The organism is Nonomuraea sp. KM90, assembly GCF_052246675.1.
Taxonomy (GTDB): Bacteria; Actinomycetota; Actinomycetes; order Streptosporangiales; family Streptosporangiaceae; genus Nonomuraea.
In genome coordinates this window covers 1-20,220 of record NZ_JBQQCB010000038.1, presented here as the reverse complement: position 1 = coordinate 20,220, position 20,220 = coordinate 1, and the positions used below count along the sequence as shown (strand labels likewise).

General features: G+C 72.9%; 14 protein-coding genes. 3 read left to right on the top strand and 11 right to left on the bottom strand.

Annotated elements, in window-relative coordinates; all coding sequences use genetic code 11:
* Positions 1-13 precede the first annotated feature (13 nt).
* Positions 14-754, top strand: coding sequence for a class I SAM-dependent methyltransferase (locus tag ACTWPW_RS30855; protein WP_375112879.1), 741 nt, complete (start codon positions 14-16; stop codon positions 752-754).
* Here ACTWPW_RS30855 and ACTWPW_RS30850 read toward each other — a convergent pair.
* The 8 genes from ACTWPW_RS30850 to ACTWPW_RS30815 form a co-directional block, all read right to left on the bottom strand.
* Complete coding sequence (locus tag ACTWPW_RS30850) at positions 695-1,663, bottom strand: DUF3068 domain-containing protein (protein WP_443170687.1); 969 nt, start codon at positions 1,661-1,663, stop codon at positions 695-697. The genes ACTWPW_RS30855 and ACTWPW_RS30850 overlap by 60 nt on opposite strands.
* 5 nt (positions 1,664-1,668) lie before the next feature.
* Entirely contained in the window at positions 1,669-3,519 is a 1,851-nt protein-coding gene (locus ACTWPW_RS30845; RefSeq protein ID WP_443170686.1) for a hypothetical protein, read from the bottom strand.
* On the bottom strand, positions 3,516-7,655 hold the full coding sequence (locus ACTWPW_RS30840) for an alpha-(1->3)-arabinofuranosyltransferase domain-containing protein (RefSeq protein ID WP_443170685.1): 4,140 nt from the start codon (positions 7,653-7,655) through the stop codon (positions 3,516-3,518). Before ACTWPW_RS30840 ends, ACTWPW_RS30845 begins: the two co-directional genes overlap by 4 nt.
* A complete protein-coding gene (locus tag ACTWPW_RS30835) occupies positions 7,652-8,872 on the bottom strand; it encodes a glycosyltransferase family 4 protein (protein ID WP_443170684.1) in 1,221 nt (406 codons plus the stop codon). The genes ACTWPW_RS30840 and ACTWPW_RS30835 overlap by 4 nt, the downstream gene beginning before the upstream one ends.
* Before the next feature lie 85 nt (positions 8,873-8,957).
* Positions 8,958-9,089: a hypothetical protein gene (locus tag ACTWPW_RS30830; RefSeq protein WP_260477562.1), complete on the bottom strand. Its 132-nt coding sequence runs from the start codon at positions 9,087-9,089 to the stop codon at positions 8,958-8,960.
* A gap of 125 nt (positions 9,090-9,214) precedes the next feature.
* Positions 9,215-10,708 carry a hypothetical protein gene (locus tag ACTWPW_RS30825; protein ID WP_443170683.1) on the bottom strand — a complete coding sequence of 498 codons (1,494 nt, stop codon included), beginning with the start codon at positions 10,706-10,708 and terminating at the stop codon, positions 9,215-9,217.
* 65 nt (positions 10,709-10,773) lie between these two features.
* On the bottom strand, positions 10,774-12,951 hold the full coding sequence (locus ACTWPW_RS30820) for an acyl-CoA dehydrogenase (protein WP_443170682.1): 2,178 nt from the start codon (positions 12,949-12,951) through the stop codon (positions 10,774-10,776).
* Positions 12,952-13,025: 74 nt separating this feature from the next.
* Complete coding sequence (locus tag ACTWPW_RS30815; RefSeq protein WP_375112872.1) at positions 13,026-13,874, bottom strand: hypothetical protein; 849 nt, start codon at positions 13,872-13,874, stop codon at positions 13,026-13,028.
* A gap of 599 nt (positions 13,875-14,473) precedes the next feature.
* Between ACTWPW_RS30815 and ACTWPW_RS30810 the strand changes: the two genes are divergently transcribed.
* Together ACTWPW_RS30810 and ACTWPW_RS30805 are read left to right on the top strand one after the other, a co-directional pair.
* Positions 14,474-15,904 (top strand): AMP-binding protein, encoded by a 1,431-nt coding sequence (locus ACTWPW_RS30810; protein WP_443170681.1) that lies wholly within the window; start codon positions 14,474-14,476, stop codon positions 15,902-15,904.
* Between the two features lie 18 nt (positions 15,905-15,922).
* Positions 15,923-17,044 (top strand): S1C family serine protease, encoded by a 1,122-nt coding sequence (locus ACTWPW_RS30805; protein ID WP_375112869.1) that lies wholly within the window; start codon positions 15,923-15,925, stop codon positions 17,042-17,044.
* A 46-nt stretch (positions 17,045-17,090) separates the two neighbouring features.
* On the opposite strand, the gene ACTWPW_RS30800 is transcribed toward ACTWPW_RS30805, so the two are convergent.
* The 3 genes from ACTWPW_RS30800 to ACTWPW_RS30790 all read right to left on the bottom strand — a co-directional run.
* Positions 17,091-17,633 carry an OmpA family protein gene (locus tag ACTWPW_RS30800; RefSeq protein WP_375112868.1) on the bottom strand — a complete coding sequence of 181 codons (543 nt, stop codon included), beginning with the start codon at positions 17,631-17,633 and terminating at the stop codon, positions 17,091-17,093.
* A complete protein-coding gene (locus ACTWPW_RS30795; RefSeq protein ID WP_375112867.1) occupies positions 17,617-18,216 on the bottom strand; it encodes a hypothetical protein in 600 nt (199 codons plus the stop codon). Before ACTWPW_RS30795 ends, ACTWPW_RS30800 begins: the two co-directional genes overlap by 17 nt.
* A gap of 73 nt (positions 18,217-18,289) precedes the next feature.
* Positions 18,290-20,220, bottom strand: a 1,931-nt coding sequence (locus ACTWPW_RS30790) for an NB-ARC domain-containing protein (protein ID WP_443170680.1), incomplete at its 5' end; no start/stop codon positions are given.

The window sequence follows — 20,220 nt, the reverse complement described above, 5'->3', positions numbered from 1 at the left end:
TAAGCTCCGCGCCGTGGACACCCCCGAACCGTTCCGAGCGGATCTGAGCAGATCCGTCCGGCTGCTGCGCGCTTTCCGCGTCGAGCAGAGCGATCCGGACTTCTTCTACGGCACCCTGGCCAGGGACACGGTCGCCCAGCTGGCGACCTACACGGACCTGGCCGGCGCCACGGTGGCCGACGTGGGGGGTGGTCCCGGCTATTTCGCCGACGCGCTGCGCGCCGCCGGGGCGCGCTCGGTGTGCGTGGACTGCGACGCCGGGGAGATGCGCCTGCGCGACGGCGTGGCGCCGCGCGACGCGATATTGGGCAGCGCGCTCGACCTGCCGCTGGCCACGGGCTCGGTGGACGTGTGCTTCTCGTCGAACGTGCTGGAACACGTGCCCGACCCGCTCAGGATGGCGGACGAGATGGTCCGCGTCACCCGGCCCGGCGGGATCGTCTACCTGTCGTACACGATCTGGCTGGGGCCCTGGGGCGGCCACGAGACCTCTCCCTGGCACTACCTGGGCGGCCACTACGCCGCCCGCCGCTACGCGCGCAGGCATGGCAGGCAGCCCAAGAACGTCTACGGCGAGAGCATGTACGCCGCGAGCGTGGCCAAGCCGCTGGCCTGGGCCCGGCGGTGCCGGGACGCGGAGGTCCTGGACGCGATCCCCCGCTACCTGCCGCGCTGGGCCCGCCATGTCGTCCACCTACCTGGCATCCGCGAGCTGGTCACCTGGAACCTGCTGCTCGTCCTGCGCCGCAGGTGAGCGCCGTCGCATGAGCCCGAGGGCGGTCACCACGCAGGCCGCTCCGAGCACCCCGCCGGCGATCGGGGCCACGGTGCCCAGCAGCAGGATCCAGCGGCTGTAGGCGGAGGCCGTGTTCAGCGCCGCGGCGACGTCGGCCTCCGTGGTGGTGAACCTGGCGTCCAGGGCGGTCAGCCGTCCCCGCCCGTCGGCCGTGACCAGCGTCTCCTTGACCTCGTCCACCGTCTTGACCGGCTGGCCGCTGACCGGCTCGACCCAGTACGTACGCCGGATCTCGGCGTGCCTGGCCAGGCCCACGTCGCCCTTGCCCGGCAGCCCGACGAGGGCGCGCGGCAGCGGCGGCGTCTCCCCCGGCACCAGCCGGCGTGGCGTGCGCTGCACGTAGCGGTAGGTCTCGACCCCCCGCACCCGCTCCACGCCGTCGAAGGCGGCCGTGACCGGCTGGCGCAGCCGCAGGTCGAACAGGGTGTAGTCGCGGCGCTGGGCATTGAACGGCCAGCGGAACGCCAGCCCCGACTGCTTGATCGAGGCGTCCTCGTCGAGGTACTCGCCGCAGCAGTTGATGATGGCCCCGGTGCGCCGGTCGAAGGCCAGCCGCCGCTCGTGATAGTCCAGCCGCTCGTCCTCGCGCGTGGACACGGAGATCGACTCGCCCCACACCGCGCGGTCGTCGTCACCGGCCAGCACGTCGCCGAACAGCCACCGGGTCTGCACCAGGTCCCCCACCGCCGGTCGCATCGTGGCCGGGTCCAGGTAGGTCGCCGACTCCGCCACGGACCTGGTCATGCTCTGCTGCTCCAGCGGCGTCTTGAGCACCTGGGCGGACACGTACAGGCGGGTCAGGGGGATGAGCGTCAGCAGGAAGGCGCCCACGCCGGCCAGCAGCAGCGCCAGGTTCCTGCGGCTCATGACGTTCATGGTCGCGGCACCGCCTGACCCGGCGTGACGTCGCCGAAGCACACGCCCGTCGGCACGTCCTGGACCACGATGCGGTCGGCGCCCGGCACCGCGAGCAGGAACACCTGGCCCAGGCCCGCGCGCAGCCGCACGTCAGTGGCGCGCTCGCCCATCCACAGCGTGACCTCCGCGTCCGTGCGGGCCGCGTACCCGAGCCGGACCAGGGTGCCCTCGACGCGGCGGGCCCGGTTGTCCAGCGGCACCTGCACGGTCCCGCCGGTGACCGGCCAGCAGCGGTCCTTCGTGGTGGGGGCGAGCGGGACGCCCTGCACGTCCACCGGCCGCAGGCGGCCCCGCTCGTCGAAGACCAGGCCGTCGAGCGCCGCGGGCGGCGCCTGCATCCTGGCCCTGAGCCGCGGGGAGGCCATCGCGCCCAGCACCCTGGAGGTCAGGCTGTAGGTACGGTAGCTGTTCGGCAGCACCTCGGACGGCACCAGCCGGTCGTAGATCACGGCGTCGGGCGGCGTCCTCGCCAGCTCGGCCCTCGCCGTCTCGATGTAGCGGTGACGGCGGTCCGCGCCCAGATAGCCGGCGAAGAGCGTGACCGACACCAGCGACGCCCCCACGAACAGCCCGAGCGCCGCGCCGAGGACCCCGCTCACCCGCTCCCTGGCGGGCAGTGCCCTGCGGTACGGCTCCGCCTCGCCCTCCACCGGCAGCAGCACGAGGCCCGCCACCAGGGCGATCAGCGGGACGGCGTCGGCGACGTACCGGGTGTCGGTGCCGACGAACGAGCCCAGCAGGTGGACCCGCCCCCACAACACGGGCAGGGCATCGGCGACGAGGACGTATCCCAGCAGCATCGCCCAGGCCGCCCCGGCCCGCCTGCGGTAGTGCGAGGTGACCAGCACCACGGCCGCGAGCGTGACGAGCGAGGCGATCACCACCGCCAGGGGTGGCGAGGCCACCCCCCAGTCGCCGCCCGCGAACCACCGCCACGGGCCGCCGAGCACGGTGGTGGCGAACGTCTTGCCGAGCAGCTCCCACAGGAAGCCGGTGGCCTGGTCGAAGATCGGCAGCCCGCCGGTGTTGGGCGCGGAGAGCGAGCGCTGCACGTAGAGCGCCCCGAAGGCGAGGACGACGGTCACGTACGCGGCCCAGGCCGGCAGGTGTCTGCGCAGCGCCGTACGCAGGCCGCCGTGGTAGATCGCGGTGAGGGCGAGCAGCAGCAGCGGCAGCGCGAAGCCCTTGACGAACCCCAGCAGCCCGAACAGCACCCAGAACGCCGCCGCCAGGGCGTGCCGCATCCGCCCGGTACGCAGGTGGTGCCAGTGCGAGGCGATCGCCATCGGCAGGGCGATCTGCAGGAAGACGGTGTTGAGCGCCGCCGCCCACCACACGAGCGCGGGCACGGCGATCGGCGCGACGAGGAAGATCAGCAGCGGTGCGAGGATGGCCGGCCGCCGGCCGAACACCACGCGCAGCATGCGCAGCACGGCGAGGGCGGCGAAGGCGTGCAGCACCAGGATCCCGCCCGCCGCGTATCCCCAGCCGAAGGGCTCCAGCCGGGCCGTGAGCCAGGCGAGCAGGAAGCCGCCCGGCATGAACTGGCCGAAGTGGATGCGGGTCAGGTAGTCGAAGGAGAGCTCGCTCTCCATCGCCCTGGCCACGAACTCGAAGTCGTCCTCCTTGAAGTAGGAGGACGAGACGATGGCCGCCTTCCACGCCAGGCTCGCGGCGATGAGCACCAGCGCGGCCAGCAGGACGCCGCGCCCGCGCGCCCACCGGGACACGGCCCCGGCCAGGCGCGCCATCGGGGCCGGGACGGTCAGGACCATCCCGGTGCGCGGCTTGGTCGTCTCGGTCACGGGACACTCGTCATGGTCGGGCCGCCGGCGGCGACGGGGACGGGAGCCGGGGCCTGCCTGCGCGGGGCCCGCCGGGCGGGGATCTCGGCGAGCAGGTGCGCGAGCAGGGGCAGGCAGAGGAGCTGCGGCCACAGGCCGTCCATGCCGGCCGCCACGCAGGCCGCCGCCACCAGGTAGAGGACGATTCCGGCCTGGGGGCCGAGCAGCAGCCGTACGCGGGGGCCGACGCGCGCGTGCTCGGCCCCGCGCAGCGGACGCAGCCACGATCCCAGGGCGCAGACCGCGCCGACGACCACCGCGCCCGCCACCCCGCCGGTCCAGAACCCCAGGGCGACGGCGAAGGGCAGGACGGCGCCCGCGCGCAGGCGGGCCGGCCGCACCGGCGCGAGGTGCCGCGCGGGCGGGCCCGTCCTGACCAGGGCGAGCACGGCGACCAGCAGCGCGAGCCCGCCACCCGCCGCCAGGCGGGCGCGGTAGGACTCGTCGGGCTCGTAGGTCAGGGTGACGGTGCCGGCCGTGTACGAGGGCAGGAACCATGCCTGCCGCCACCCGTCCAGCCGGACCGGCTTCAGCTCGGTGGTCCCGATGCTGGCCCGCCACCCGGTGTTGAAGTTCTCGTTGACGACGAGGTAGGAGTCGTCGGTGACGCCGACCTTGACCACCCGCTCGCCGGCCTCCCACGAGTCCACGGACACCTCGCGCATCTCCACGGGCGCCGCCTGACGGGCGTCGGAGCTCGGGCCGACGACCGCGGACTCGATCCGGTAGGCGTCTCCCGTCCGCACCGTGATCCGGCCCGGGCCGGCCTCCAGCCGCAGCGGCTCGCAGCTCGTGAACGCGACGGGCTTGCCGGTGACCACGTCGTTGAGCGTGCCGTCGACGACCTCGGTGTGCACGGCCTGGCCGTTCACGGTGAGCGTCGGGCCGTACCCGCAGGGCAGCCTGAGCGGGAAGCCGGTCAGCGCGCCGAGCGGGCGGACCCCGGGGAAGGCGACGTCGCTGATCTCGACGGCCCGGCCGCCCGACGCCCCGAACTCCAGCCTGACCTTCCGGGCGGTCATGGCGGGGAAGCGGATGAGGCCGTCCTTGCCGACCCAGCTCTGCCTGACCCCGCCTTCGGCCCGGATCGTCACCCGGATGGGCGGGGCGCCGACGTAGGAGTCGGGCGTGACGACGCGGATCTGCGACAGCCGCGTCCTGCGGGCGAGGTCGACGCTCAGCGTGGGCCGGGGATCGAGCGGGTCGGCGAACCAGGCGGTCTTCGGGTCGCCGTCGAACGCCCACCGGCCGCCGGCCGCGCCGTGCTGCACGGAGGTCGAGGACGCCGCCACCTTCATGGAGTCGCCGGGCAGCGCGCTGAGCCGCTCCATGGCGGTGCGGTCGGTGAGCACCGTACGGCCGGAGACGTCGTAGGAGCCATCCTTCCTGACGGTGAACGTGCGGTCGAAGCCGTTGCCGTCGTCGCCCAGGACCTCGTGGCCCTGGGCGCAGCTCCAGGCCACCGAGCCCTTGACGCAGCCGGGGACGTCGCCGGTCCGGCCGACCGAGATCGTGGCCGGCTCGGCCGCGCCCGCTTGGGGGTCGGGCACGGTGATCGTGCGGCCGGCCTGCACGCCGGGGACGGTCAGCTCGGTGATCCCGACCCGGCCGCCGAGCCTGCCCGGCTGCTCGCCGGCGGTGGCGAGCACCTCCAGCCGCAGCCGGCTGATCGGGCCCTTCGGCACGACCAGCTCCTGGGGGTCCGAGGTGGCGCGTACGCGCTGGCGCAGCGAGCCGGTGTCCGTCTCCACCGCCACCTCGGTGGGCGCGGGGCCGATCGGCGAGTTCTCGAAGGCCACGTGGATCGTGGGGACCGTCAGGGGCGAGCTGAAGGTGACCTCCAGCCATTCGCCCTCCGCGCCGTTCCAGCCGGTGGAGCGCCAGCTCGTCCGCCGGTCGCCGTCGAGCGCGGCGAACGGCTGGTGGCCGGGCTCCCTGCTCCCGGGCGCCGCCGTGACGTCCGCCTCCGAGGTGGACGCGGTGACGTTCGCGATCCCGGTGAAGCCCGCCGTGGCCAGGTATTTCGTCCACGAGGGGTCGAAAATGTCGTTCGACGGCGAGGAGCCTCTGAACGGCTCGCCGGCCGTGAGCGTGGCGCTGGCGTTGCGGCGCAGGTCGGGGTAGGAGAGCTCGCGGCGGCGCAGCGTGTCGGTCAGCACCGTGTCGTGCGCGGGCACCTCGACCTGGCCGGAGTCGTCGTTGAGCAGGACCGGGCGGTCGTCGTCCACGAGGCCCTGCTCGGCCAGGTCGAGCACGGCCTCGGGGGCGCCGCCCACGCGCAGCGGGCGGGTGGCGTCGACGGTGCCCACCAGCGGCGCGGCGCCGGCCACCTGGTAGATCTCGATCGCGTGGTACGGCTGGTCCAGCCAGGCGGCGGCCCTGCCGTACCGGCCGATGCCCACGCCGGGCCCCATCTGGGCCGCGAGCGAGATGCCGGGCGAGTCCTCCAGCGCCTGGTGCACGCGGGCCGGCCAGGCGGTGCCGATCGTGGCGCGGTCCAGGTCGTTGCGCACGACCAGGTACGACACCCCCATCCGGCGCAGCGTGGCGGTGAGCCCCGCGGAGCCCTTGCCGGTGGACAGCCGCTCGTCGATGGCGGCCATGACCCGCGAGATGCCGGCCGACCCCCACGGCACGATGGTGTGCGTGGCCCAGCGGGTCTGCGAGAGCGCCTGCAGCGGCTCGTCCAGGGGGCGTCCCCAGAGATACTCGCCGCGTTTGGCCCCGGGCACGGCCAGCACCATCCCGTTCCCGGCGTTGTTCCCCAGCCAGGAGATGGCCTGCTTCCAGTAGTCGGGGATCGCGGTGAAGCCACCGGTGGGCGCGAGCCCCGCGTAGAGGATCGGCAGGCTCGACAGGGTCATGAGCCCGGCCGCGGCGACGGTCAGCGGTCTGCGCCAGCGCAGGTGGGCCAGGGAGAGCAGCCCGGCGACGCCGAGCGCCACGGGCAGCCTGATCAGGGCGTCGAACTTGTGCAGGTTGCGGAAGGCCGCCAGCGGCCCGTCCAGCAGGTCCACCATGAGCTCGTGGTGGGGGGTGCCCGGATGGCCGGTCGTGATGACGGCCAGCCCGCACAGCAGGCTGATCAGGAGAAAGGGCCGCTCCGGCATCCTGCGCAGGGTCAGGCCGGCGAAACCGAGCGCCGACACGGCCGCGGTGACCACGACCAGCCAGGGGACCGTGGCCTGCTGGTGGGCGTCGGGCAGCCAGGTCTGCCCGTCCACGGTCAGGAAGCTGAGCCAGCTCGACGTGCCGCGCAGGGCGTTGACCAGCGAGGTCACGCCGGTCGTCGCGCTGGCGGTCTCGATGAAGGGCAGGAAGGAGAAGATGTAGCCGCCGAGCGTCAGCAGCGGCGCGGCCCACCACAGCGAGGCGAGCGCGATGAGCGGCAGCCACCAGGCGATCAGCCGGCGTTTGCCGGCCCCTGATCTCCTGGTCAGCAGGTAGAGCAGCGGGACGACGAGCACGGCGGCCTCGGCCACCGCGTTGACGCCGCCGCAGAACAGGAAGGCGAGCGCGGACAGCGCCGCCGCCCGGTACGCGGGCAGCTCGTGCCGGGCCCCTTTGACCAGGGGGAGAACGATCCACGGCAGGACGGCGCTGGGCAGGAACTCCGAGGAGTTGATGCCGATCAGCGCCTGCGCGTGCGGGGCGAGGGCGTACACGAAGCCGGCGATCACCCGGCCGTACGGGCCGCCGATGCCGAACGCGCGGGCGAGCTGGACCACGCCGAGGAACGCGGTGCACAGCACCAGCGACATCCACAGCCGCTGCACCGCCCACGACTCCATGCCGAGCTTGAGGAACAGCGCGTAGAACGGTCCCATCGGGAACAGGTAGCCGTACGCCTGGTTCTGCAGGTGGCCGAAGTAGGCGCCGTCCCAGAGGTGCAGGGCCCGGCCGAGGAAGCCCAGCGGGTTGACCGCCATGTCGAGCTTGGTCTCGGGGATGATCTTCTCGGTCGAGGTGTTGAACGCGATGGCCCCGAGCAGGAGGCAGGAGGCGAGCAGTCGCAGCCTGTGTCTGATCCGTGCCTCGTAGCTCTCGGCTGTGGACTCCGCGAGCTCCCCCCGGAGTCCAGACGAGGCTTGGGTCACTGATAGGCTCCGCCGCGATCTTGGAGTTTCGCCAGGATAAGTCCGGTTATGCTAGCTCCAGTTCGGTTCCACGTAAATTCGGCCGCCCAGGCCCGGCAGGCGCCGGCCATCGCGGCCCTGCGGTCCGGGTCCGCCAGTTCCTTCAGCGCACGTTCGACCACGTCCGCCAGGCTCTCCCCGTCGCGCACCAGCCAGCCGGTGACGCCGTCGCGTACGGAGTCGCGCAGCCCCGCCACGTCGTAGGCCACGGTCGGCACCCCGAGCGCGGCCGCCTCCATCACGGTGAGCCCCCACCCCTCGAACTCCGAGGCCGTCACGTTCAGCCGCGCGGCGCCGAGCAGCGCGTTCTTGCGCGCCTCCGGCAGGAACCCGTGCAGCTCGACCCGCCCGCCCAGCTCCATGGCCGCGATCCGCCGGGCCAGCGGGCCGTGCTCGGGGCCGCGCCCGACGACGTGCACCCGCAGCCCGGGCCACGCTTCGCCCAGCTCGGCGGCCAGGTCGACGACGCGCTCGATGCGCTTGTGACCGACCAGGCGGCCGGCGTACACGATCGACGGCCCGTCCTGGCCGGACTCCCGCGCGGACCGCACGGGCTCGACGCAGCCGTTGGGCACGACCGTGATCGGGGCGAGCCAGCGCAGCTTGCGGCGCAGCTCAAGGGCGGACGACTCGGACACCGTGATCGTCAGGCAGCGGCGGTAGAGCAGCCGGGCGACCGGCCCCTCGACGAAACAGCCGATCCTGGCCAGCCACCGGGGCAGGAAGGCGTGGAACTGCCGGTTGTGCACGTGGTGCACGAGGCAGAGCACGGGAGTGTGGCGGCGTACGACCAGGGGGGAGAAGAACGGGATGCCGTTCATCGTGTCGATCACGGCGTCGACGCTGCGCCGGTGGAACAGCAGCCAGAGCGGCACCAGCAGGTAGACCAGATAGGGGTTGCCCATCCTGCGCAGCTCGATGTCCTCCAGGACCTCGGCGCGGCGCTGCCCCCGCTGGCGGCCGGTCACGAAGACGACCGAGGCCCCCTGGGCCAGCAGGTGCCGGCTGACCTGCCAGGCGTACTCCTCCGCGCCGCCGGCGGTGGACTGCCGGGGCTCGCGGAAGTTGAGCATCGCGATGCGGACGCCCGTGAGCGGGCGTTCGCCCCCCTCTTCGCCGCGGGTGCGCGGCGCGGCCAGCTGGGCCGCCTCCCCCCGGTGCTCACCGGTAAAGACCACCGTCACTCCTCGTCAGCGAGCATGCGGGCATGGCGGAGCCACCCTCCGTGCTGTCGAGCTGGGATGGCCCCTTAAGCGGGAAGGATCACCTGGTGCCGTAGTTGTACAACGGCTGGTTCGGCGGGGTCAGAGAGGGCGATGCCACGTTGACCACCGCGACGGAGGCTCCGACCGCCAGCAGAGCTCCGATGGCCAGGGCCACGAGAAGTCGCAACAACAGAGCACTCCCTTCCGATCAGTGGCGCAGTGTGCCGAGACTAGAACGTGTTCCGGCTCGAATCCATAACATTGGTCAAACCGTGATAAAGCAAGTTACTCTCCGGTATATCACAAAACAGCCGGTCAACGCCGCAGCAAGTGGAGCTCTTTTCCGCGGAAAATGGTCTTCCAGCCTGCCTGAACGAGTAGGAACCCGTTCTGACTTGCCGGCATCAGCACGTACCGGGCCGGGAGCCGCGCGTAGTCGCCCGCGGCCAGGAGGTCGCCCGCGCGCCGGTTGAGCGGGGCCTCGCCGCGCACCCGCAACCGCCCGCCGTCCGGCAGCCCGACGTAGAGCGTGTCGTCCCAGAGCACCCGTCGCTCGAAGAGCTTGGTGGCCGGGTCGAGCACGATCCGCCCGCCGTTCCAGGCGAAGGACCGGTGCGCGCCCCACGGCAGCGACAGCAGCGCTCCGGGCGCGGGATCGCCGTTGACGATCCGCTGCACGGCCACCCAGTCCGGCGGGTACGTGACCGCCGCCAGCCGGCCGAACGCCCCGAACGCCAGCGTGGGCAGCACCAGCACCGGCGCCAGGATCCCCACCACGGCGGACGCGCCCGACCGCAGGACGCCGGCCAGGCCGACCGCGACCAGCAGGGCCAGTGGCGCGAGGTAGACCTGGCCGTCGCGCAGCGGCCCGAACCCCGGCCACAGCGTGATGAGCCACCTGAGCGCCGCTCGCCCCGCCGGGAACGCCCCCAGCGCGGCCACGCAGAACCCGCCCGCGGCGGCCACGGCGAGCCCGCCCCACCACTCCGGCCGCTCTGACCGGAGCCTCGCGTACCCGTAGAGGCCCGCGGCCACGAGGAGCAGCCGCGCGGTGGCCGTCCACCAGGTCTCCTGGCCGGGCAGCCCGGCGTCGGCGCTCCAGATGCCGCCCAGGGAGAGCAGGCTGCCGAGCGCGCCGAACGGCCCGTCGGCCCGGGCGGCGAACGCGTCCACCCCGGCCGGGTCCGTGACCGCCCCCGAGCCGAGCGCGGGGATCGCCCAGGGCAGGCTGAGCAGGACCAGGACCCCGGCCGTCACGAGCGTCCTGCGCCGGGCGACGGCGACCGGCAGCAGGGTGAGCGCCGAGACCAGCATCGCCTGGAACCCGCCGATCGCGGCCGGGATCAGCGCGAGGAGCAGCCGGGCCGGGCCCCGGCCGGCGGCCCGCACCGCCCACGGCAGGCCGGCCACGCCGAGCAGCAGCGCCCACTGGCCGAGCATGAGCCGCTGCGCGAGATAGAGGTTCCAGGCATAGCAGGCGGCGGCGACCAGCCGCGCGAGCCGGCGCTCCGGCGGCACCAGCGCCGCCGCGCCGGACGCGGCCAGCATGAAGATCGCGACCAGGAACCCCTTCTGCACGATCTCCACGGGCAGCACCCGCGACAGCAGCGCCACGACCAGGTCACTGGGCACGGCACGGGGAAAGCCACCCCGGTCCGGCAGCAGCGGGGCACTGGGCACGAAGAGCAGGTCGTAGCGGAGCACCAGCCCCCAGCCCAGGGCGGGCCCCAGCGCCAGCGCCGCCAGGCCGGCGCCCAGGAGCGCGGGGGCCAGCCGCGCGAGCCACTCCCTCCCGCGGGTCACGAACACCGCCTCTCCCCTGCTCCCGGACATTCCAGGCACAGGGGAGAGTAGCCGCCGCGGGGTCACATGTGTTACTTGCCGGGCTCGGGGTCCCTGGGCAGGCCCAGCATGCGCTCGCCGATGATGTTGAGCTGCACCTCCGTGGTGCCGCCGTAGATGGTCATCGCCCTGGTCGCGAGCACCGCCCGGTTCCAGTAGCCGGCGTCGCCGAGCTTCATGTCCGCGGCGATCACGGCGGCCGGGCCGAGCAGGTCCACCGCGGTCTCGGAGACGTGCTGGGCGTGGGAGGTGGACAGCAGCTTGCGTACGGAGGCGTCCGCGCCCGGCTCGCCCCCGGCGAGCTGCTTGAGCGTCACCCGCAGCGACAGCGCGTTGATCGAGTGGCCCTCGCAGACCACCTCGGCCACCTGCTGCGCCTCCACCGGCGTCAGCTCCCGCCCCAGCCGGCCGACCAGGCCCAGCAGGTCGGGCACCGACGCGCCGGTGCCGCCCGAGCCGGACGACAGCGAGACGCGCTCGTTCGACAGCGTGTTGCGGGCGACCTTCCAGCCCTCGCCGACCTCGCCCACGACCAGGTCGTCCGGCACGAAGACGTCGTCGAGGAAGACCTCGTTGAACAGGTTCTCGCCGGTCATCTCGGTCAGCGGCCTGACGGTGACGCCGGGGGCCTTCATGTCGACCAGGAAGTACGTGATGCCCTCGTGCTTGGAGCCCTCGTTCGAGTTGCGGGCGATGCAGATGCCCCACTCGGCGACATGGGCGACGGAGGTCCAGATCTTCTGGCCGTTGAGCCGCCAGCCGCCCTCGACCTTCTCCGCCTTCATCTGCAGCGAGGCCAGGTCGGAGCCGGCGCCGGGCTCGGAGAAGAGCTGGCACCAGATCATCTCGCCGCTGAGCGTCTTGGGCAGGAAGCGCTCCTGCTGCTCGGGCGTGCCGTACATGGCGATGGACGGCACCACCCAGGCACCGATGATCATGGCCGGCAGGCGCACCTTGGCGGCCTTGAGCTCCTGCGCGATCAGCACCTGCTCCAGCGGCTTGGCGTCGCGGCCCCACGGCTTGGGCAGGTGGGACATGACGAACCCGCGGCCGGCCAGCGCCCGCTTCTGCTCCTTGCCCTCCAGCTGGGCGATCTCCGCGATCTCGGCGCGGAGCGACTCGCGCAGCTCCTCGGCGTCCTCGGGCAGGTCGATCTCCATCTCGCGGGAGACGCCCTGCAGGGACAGCGCGGTCACGGTGGCGGCCCACTCGGCGGAGGAGCCGAGCAGGGCGCGCAGGGTGAGCGCGCGGCGATAGTAGAGGTGTACGTCGTGCTCGAAGGTGTAGCCGATGCCGCCGAAGGTCTGGATGGCGTCCTTGGCGCACTGCACGGCGGCGTCGGGCGCCATGACCCCGGCCACGGCGGCGGCGAACTCCAGCTCCTTGCCCTGGGCGCGGGTGGCGTCCCACACGGTGGCCCCGGCCTGCTCAAGGGCCACGAGCATGCGGGAGAGCTTGTGCTTGATGCCCTGGAACTGGCCGATCGGGCGGCCGAACTGGACGCGTACCTTGGCGTAGTCGGCGGCGGCCGTGACGCACCACGAGGCCAGGCCCGCCGCCTCGGCGCCGAGCAGGATCGCGGCGATGTTGCGCACGTCGGTGCTCTCGACGCCGCCCAGGATGCCCTCGGCGGGGACGACCACGTCCGACAGCTCCACCTTCGCCACCGGCCTGGTGAGGTCGAGCGACTTCACCTCGGTGACGGTGGCCGAGGAGGCGTCGACGAGGACCCACTCCTCGCCGTCGGCCGTGGCGACCGGCAGCACCAGCGAGTCGGCCAGCGAGCCGCCGAGCACGGGCTCGGCCGTGCCGGAGACGATCAGGGAGCCGTCCTCCGTGCGGGTGCCGGTCAGCGCGCCGGTCAGCGCGACGGCGCCGGTCAGGGTGCCGTCGGCGAACGACTCCAGGTGCTCGGGGCGCTTGGAGGCGTTGATCACGGCGCTGGCCAGCACGGTCGGCACGTACGGCCCGGGGGCCATGCGCTCGGCCAGTGCCTCGACGGCCACGGCCGCCTCCAGCAGCCCGTAGCCGGAGCCGCCGTACTCCTCGGGCACGTGCAGGCCGAGCAGCCCCTGCTCGGCGAGGCCGGACCAGAACGCGGGGCGCCCCTCAACTCCGGCGCGCAGCGACTCCGAGGGAATGTTCCGCTCGGCCCAGCCGCTCACCGACTCGCGGAGCGCCTCGTGCTCCTCGCTCAACCCGATAGCCATTGCTCATCCTCCAGCCAGGTCTGGGTGCATGCCCAGAACCATATTCTAGAGGATGCTTCTGGCATAGTGGCCGGTTAGAGCGGACGAACCTGTTGCACGAGGGTGTTCAGGTCGCGCCAGCGGGTCTTGTTCGTCTCGGGGATCGAGGCCATGAGCATCGCCGGCTTGGTCTTGCCGACCTCGATGATCGTCACCATCGCCTGGGCCTCCTGCTCCTTGCCGCCGAAGGTGTAGGTGACCTTGTAGCCGAGCGTCCAGCCCTTGCCGACCGGGATCTTCTGCGAGGCGGTCCACTGGAGGGTGGCGCCCTTGGGGTACTGGGTGCGGATCGACCAGCGGGCGGCCTGGGTGGCGATGTCGCGGTAGTCGGCGTTCGAGCTGGGCTTCTTCTCGGGCGACTCGCCGGGGTACATCGCCGAGGCGATCACGGTGTGCGGGATGGCCACCTTGCCGATCCGCTGCGCGATCGAGAACGGCGGGAACGACTTGGCCTTCCACGGCGAGCCCAGCCTCGGATAGGTGATGCCGACGGTCTTGTCGGTGATGACACCGGTGACGAGGGACGCCGTGCCGGACAGCGTCGCGTACTTCTTGCTCGCCGGCACCGGGGGCAGCACGATCGGGCTCTCGGTGGGGGTCGGGCTGACCGACGGCGTGGGGGCCGCCGAGCTGCTGGGCACCGGCGCGACCGGGACCACCTGCTCGTCCGCCTGCTGCCGGGTCGGCACGTCGCCGGAGAACACCACGAAGACCAGCAGCACGGCCAGCACCGTGGCGAGGATGGCGCCGAGGAGGTAGACGGCCTTGATCGGGATGTCGCCGAGGCGGCGCGGCGGCGGCGGGGGCGGCAGCGGCGCCATGGTCCGCGACGGGGGCTGCCCGAACTGCTGCTGCGGCAGCCCAGGCCCCGCACCTTGCCCCAAGCCGTTCCCAGGCCCCATACCGTGCCCCGCGCCGTTCCCAGGCCCCGCACCTTGTCCCGGCCCCGAGCCCTGCCCGGGTCTCGCGCCCTGCCCCGGCCCCGCGCCGGGGCCCGCGGTCTGCGTCGGGCCCGGGCCCGGGTTCGGCCCCGGGTTCGACCCCGGTTTGGGTCCTGACTGCGGGCCGGAGTTCGGACCCGAACCCGCGCCCTGGACGGGACCCTGCCCCGGAGCCTTGGCCGGAGGCTGCTTCGACGGCTGAGCGGGCGACTTGGCCGGTGACTGCGTCGGCGACTGGGCCGACGGCTGGGCCGGTGACTGGGCCGGTGACTGGGCCGGTGACTGGGCCGGCGGCTGCGTCGGCGACTGAGCCGAGCCCTTGCTCTGCGGCTTTACCGGGCTGGACGACTCCGGCGCGGGCGGACGGGTGATCTTGACCGTCTCCTCCGCGGGCAGGACGATCTTGCGGAACGGAGTGGTGGGTGATTCATACGTTCGTCTCTGGTCGCCGTCGTCCGCCATGGCCTTGAGGTTACGTCACGAAGGAGCGGGATAATTCCTCTATTCCCCCAGCAGAATCTAATTCTGTAAGGTCTGCCAACATGAGGGGTTTCTATGAGATCGCGACCAACGACCCTGAACGCCCCGCCCTCCTCGGTGACGAGGGCACGACGTACGGAGCGCTGCTCGACCGGGTGAACCGGGCCTCCAACGGCCTGACCTCGCGCGGAGCCGGTCCCGGTGACTGCGTGGTGACCGTGCTGAAGAACGGGCTCGACGCCCTCACCATGATGCTGGCCACGTACCAGATCGGGGTCTACCTGGTCCCCGTCAACTGGCACTTCACCGCCGAGGAGATCGAGTACATCGTGGCCGACTGCGGGGCCAAGGTGGTGATCTCCCCGGACGCTCTCACGGTCGGCGAGCTCGTCGCGGACCAGCCCGCCACCGCGCCCGGCCACCGGCGGGCCGGGTCGATGATGCTCTACACCTCCGGCACCACCGGCCGCCCCAAGGGGGTACGCCGGCGGCTGCTGGACCTGACGCCGGAGGAGCTCTACCCGATCCTGATGCGCAAGAGCTGGCGGCACTTCGGGCTGCCGATGGGCGGGGTGCACCTGGTGTGCTCGCAGCTCTACCACTCGGCGCCGTACGGGCAGGCCATGATGGCGCTGCAGTTCGGGCACTCGATCGTGGCGCCCGACCGGTTCGAGGCCGCCGCCGCGCTGGAGCTGATCGAGCGGTATCGGGTGACGAACGCGTTCATGGTGCCCACGATGTTCCACCGGTTGCTGGCGGTGCCGGACCGGGAGAGGTACGACCTGTCCTCCCTCACCCACCTCTACCACGGTGCCGCCCCCTGCCCGCCGGCCACCAAGCAGGCGATGATCGACTGGCTGGGTCCCGTGGTGTGGGAGTACTACGGCTCCACGGAGGCGGCGGTGGCCACCATGGTGTCGTCCCAGGAGTGGCTGGACCGGCCGGGCACGGTCGGCAAGGCGCTGGACGGGATGTCGTTCACGATCGTCGGGGAGGACGGCGAGGAGGTCGCGCCCGGCGCGCCCGGGCTCGTGTACATCGGCGGGATCAACCGCTTCGAGTACCACGGCGACCCCGGCAAGACGGCGGCCGCCATGCGCGGCCGCGACTACACGCCCGGCGACATCGGCTACCTCGACGACGACGGCTACCTGTACCTGCTGGACCGGCGGACCGACCTGATCATCTCCGGCGGGGTCAACATCTATCCGGCCGAGATCGAGGCCGCCCTGCTCGAACATCCCTCCGTGGCCGACGTCGCGGTGATCGGCGTACCCGATCCCGAGTGGGGACACAAGGTCGTGGCCCTCGTCCAGCCGGCGGCCGGGATCTCGGGCGGGGAGGAGCTCACGGCCGAGCTGCTGCGGCACTGCGCGCCCCGGCTGGCCAGGCTGAAACATCCGCGGGTGATCGAGTACCGGGAGACCCTGCCCCGTACGCCGACAGGCAAGCTGAGCAGGCGAAACGTCCGGGAAACGTATCTTTCGAGCTGAGCTGGGCAGTCATCTCCCATGAGGGAGATCGTCGCGGGACTGGCCGCCGCAGCCGTACTGGTCGCGGGCTGCGGGCCTCCTCCCACGTCCACCGGCACCGCCACGCCGTCCCCCGTGCCCACCGCCACGAGTCCGACTGCCACGGGGCCCACCACCACGGGGCCCGCCACCCCGGGCACGACGCCGCCGGCCTCACCGACGGCCTCCCCTCAGGCGCTGGAGGCGGCGTTCGAGCGGGTCATCACGGATGTCCTGCCGTCCATCGTGCAGATCACCACGAAGGTGGGGCTGGGCTCCGGCATCGTGTTCGACTCCAAGGGCCACATCGTCACCAACGCGCACGTGGTCGGCCAGGCCAAGGAGATGAACGTCACCATCGCCACCGGCGGCGCCCCTCGACCGGCCCGGCTGGTCAAGTCCTTCGCCGCCGGGGACCTGGCGGTGATCAAAGTGGAGCGGCCCGACGGGCTGCGTCCCGCGCGGTTCGGCGACTCGTCCAAACTGCGGGTGGGGCAGATCGTGCTCGCCATGGGCAACCCGCTGGGCCTGTCGGGCAGCGTGACGAACGGCATCGTCTCGGCCCTCGGCCGTACGGTCACCGAACCGCAGAACCCCGGCTCTCCCGGCGCCACCATCGCCGGAGCGATCCAGACCTCGGCCGCGATCAACCCGGGCAACAGCGGCGGAGCCCTCGTGGACCTGTCGGGGCAGGTGATCGGCATCCCGACGCTCGCGGCCACCGACCCCGACCTGGGCGGGGGCGCCGCACCGGGCATCGGCTTCGCGATCCCGAGCAACACCGCCACCGACATCGCCCGCCAGATCGTCAAGGATGGCAAGGTCACCAACAGCCACCGGGCCGCGCTGGGCATCCGCGGCAGCACGGTCATCGGCTCTGACGGGCAGCCGAGCGGGGTCGGGGTGGTCACGGTCGAGGCGGGCAGCGGCGCCGCGAAGGCCGGGATCCGGCCCGGTGACGTGATCGTCTCGATCAACGGCACGAAGACGCCGACGATGGCACTCCTGGCCGAGACCATCACGACCCTGAGGCCGGGAGACCGGGCCCGGGTGGGGGTCCTCCGGTCGGACGGGACGACACAGACGATCAACGTACGGCTGGGGCAGTTGCAGGGCGACTGACGCCCGGCGGGGCGCTCACCGCTCAGGGGCCCGCCGCCTGGCGGGCTCACTGCTTGGCGGTGAAGACAATCTCGACGCGGCGGTTCTTGGCCCGGTTCTTCTCCACCGGCTTGCCCTCGACCGTGTTGGGCCACTTGGGCCGGCTCTCGCCGTACCCGCTCGCCTCCAGGGTCACGCCCGCGGTCGTCAGCAACCCCCGCATGACCGTCTGCACGGCCTGCGCGCGCCGCTGCGACAGCGTGACGTTGTAGGCGTCGGTGCCCTGGTCGTCGGTGTGCCCCTCGATCTTGACGACCCCGCCCGCGGCCTCGGCCTCGACCTTCGCGGCCACCTTCGCCAGCCGCTGCCGGGCCTTGGCGGTGAGCTGCCACTTGTCCAGCGCGAACAGCACGTCGCTGGTCACCGCCACCGTCACCTGCCGCCCCTGCTTGGTCTCGCTCTCGGTGCCGTCCATCGACTCGACCTCGCCGATGATGTCCTCGACGGGCAGCACCAGGTTCTCCACCGCGCCCGTCGCGTCGGAGGGCGCGGACGGCACGGGGGTCGGGGACAGGACGAGGGTCAGCGCGACGCTAAGAGATCGGAACATCGGTGAGCACGCCGATCATCGGCATCTCGACATTGATCTTCGTGACGTCCGCCGGTGGCGCCGCGAACACCGCGTACAGCGTGACCGCCTCCCCCGACTCCAGGAACTGCCCCTGCGTGCCGGAGCAGACGCACTCCGCGTCCTGTCCGGTGCCGTTGCGGGCCACCCGGTAGCGCTTGGCGTTGACCGGGTCGATCAGGGAGACGCCCGAGACGGTGAAGTCCAGGACGGCACTGCCCATGCCGTTGTGCATGTTGACCTTGCCGTCGGTCGCGGTGACGGTCCAGTTGAGGCTGACCGTGCGCCCCTGGCGCTTGAGGGCGGTGATCTCCACCTTCGCCTTGCCGTACGTGTCGCCCGAGCCGGCCTTGACCTCGCGGCTGGCGATCACCTTGGTGTCCTGCGGGGGCGCGGTCTGCTGCTGCTCCGCCGGGGCGGTGGTCTGCTGGTCGGCCGGCTGACCCTCCGTCGCCGCGGCGGCCTGCGACTGCCGCTCCTCGCCGCCTCCGCCCTGCTGGCCGGGCATCATGCCGCATCCCGTCAGCGCGACGGCCGCGACAGCCAGCGCGATCGTCTTTCGCATTATGTGGTCACCTTCGTCGTCGGGAATGTGTCCCTCACCGTACGGAAGCGACCTTCAGGATGTGCATAGTCCGCTATATCCGCTGACCACGCCGCCTATCGACTTCCCGCACGAGCCGTTCGGCCTCGGCCTTGCCGTGTTCGTCGCCGAGGCCGTCAAACTCTCCCATAGCTCGCATCAGGGTCTCAACCGCCCGATCTAGGTGATCGAGGTCGAGTGCGGCCCGGGCGAGCGCCAGCCGGGCTCGCGCCGCGCTCCTGCGGTCGCCGTACGCGGTGAACGTCTCCAGCGCCGCCCGCGCCGCCCCTTCGGCCGCCTCGGGGGCGCCTTCCAGCCCGGCGATCTCGGCCAGTACGAGCAACGCCACCGCCTCCGGCAACCGGTCGCCGAGGCGGCGGTTGATGCGCAGGCGGCGCTCCGCGCACTCGCGGGCCTGGGTGTGGCGGCGGGCGGCGAGGTGCAGCCTGGCCAGCTCCAGCAGCGCTTCCGCCTCGCCTCGCGGGTCGCCCAGGTCCTGGTAGGCGGCCAGGCTCTCGCTCAGCGGGCCCTCGTCGCCGAGCAACGCGCCGAGCGCACGCAGGGCGTCCGCCCGCCCGCGCCGGTCCCCGGCCTCCTCGAAAACCCGCAAGGCCCGCACGAACGCCCGCTCAGCCTCCCGCACCCGCCCCGACCGCACACCCCCCGTACCCGCCCGTGCATCGCCCGCGCCCGGCCCCGTGGCCCACTCCCGGTGAGGGCCGGTCGTCTCCCGGGCGTGCGGGCCGGTGGCCGTCGCGGCCTGGACCAGGCCCAGGCGGAGCGTGATGCGGGCCAGCTCCAGCCCCTCCACCAGCGGCTGGGCCGCTCTCAACGCGGCGGCGGCGGCCTCAAGACGGCCCTCGGCCCGGTGCAGGTCGGCCAGGCCGCGCAGCAGGAGCGCCTCCCCGTGCCGGTGCCCCGCCGCCCTGGCCGCGTCCAGCCCGGTCGCCGTCGTGGCGTGCCAGTCGTCGTGGTGGGCGCCCAGTTCGAGGAGCGGGGTCAGGTAGAAGGCCAGCCGCCACGCGGCCTCGTACAGCCGGGCCCGGAAGAAGTCCGCGACGGTGGCGACGAGGAACCGGCGCTCGGCGCCCAGCCACCGCGCCTCCTGCCGCAGCCACCCCGTCTCCAGCCCGGGACCCGCCCCCGTCGCCTCCCGCCAGAGCCCGTCCGGGTCGGAGGCGGGTTCGGGCGGGTGGACCTCGGTGCGGCCCGTGCCGGGTTCGGCGGGGAGGAGGGACGCCCAGCCCCGCCGGGCCCGGTCGAGGATCTCGCCCGCCCTGGCCGCCAGCACGCCGGCCGAACCGCCGTCCTCCTCGGCCAGCCGTTCGGCGGCGTAGAGCCGGGTCAGGTCGTGCCACCCGTAGCGTTCCTGACCCGCCTCGTCCAGGCCGCGCGACTGGAGCAGCCCCGCCTCGGCCAGCGGCTCCAGGTCCGCCCCGAACACCCAGGGCGCGAAGTCGGGCGCGGACAGCGCGCCGAGCCCGCGCAGCAGCAGCCGCTCCGCCTCCGGCAGGCCCCGGTAGCCGAGCGCGAGGCTGCCCCGCACGGCCAGGTCGCCGGCGCTGAGCTCGTCGAGCCGGCGCCGCTCGTCCCCCAGCCGCCCCGCGAGGTGGTCGAGCGTCCAGCCGGGCTTCCTGGCCAGCCGGGACCCGGCGATGCGCAGGGCCAGCGGCAGGTGACCGCAGAGCCGGACGATGCGCAGGGCGGCCTCGGGCTCGGCGCGTACCCGCTCGTGCCCGGCCACCCCGCCGAGCAGGGCCACGGCCTCGTCCTCGTCGAGCAGCCCCAGCTCGTACGCCCGCGCCGCCTCCAGCCCGGCCAGCGGCGACCGGCTCGTCACCAGGGTGAGGCTGCCGGGCCCGGTGGGCAGCAGGGGGCGCACCTGGGCCTCGTCGGCGGCGTCGTCCAGCACGACGAGCAGCCGCTTGCGGGCCGTCGTGCTGCGGTAGAGGCGTACCCGGTCGTCCAGCGCGGGCGGCACCGCAC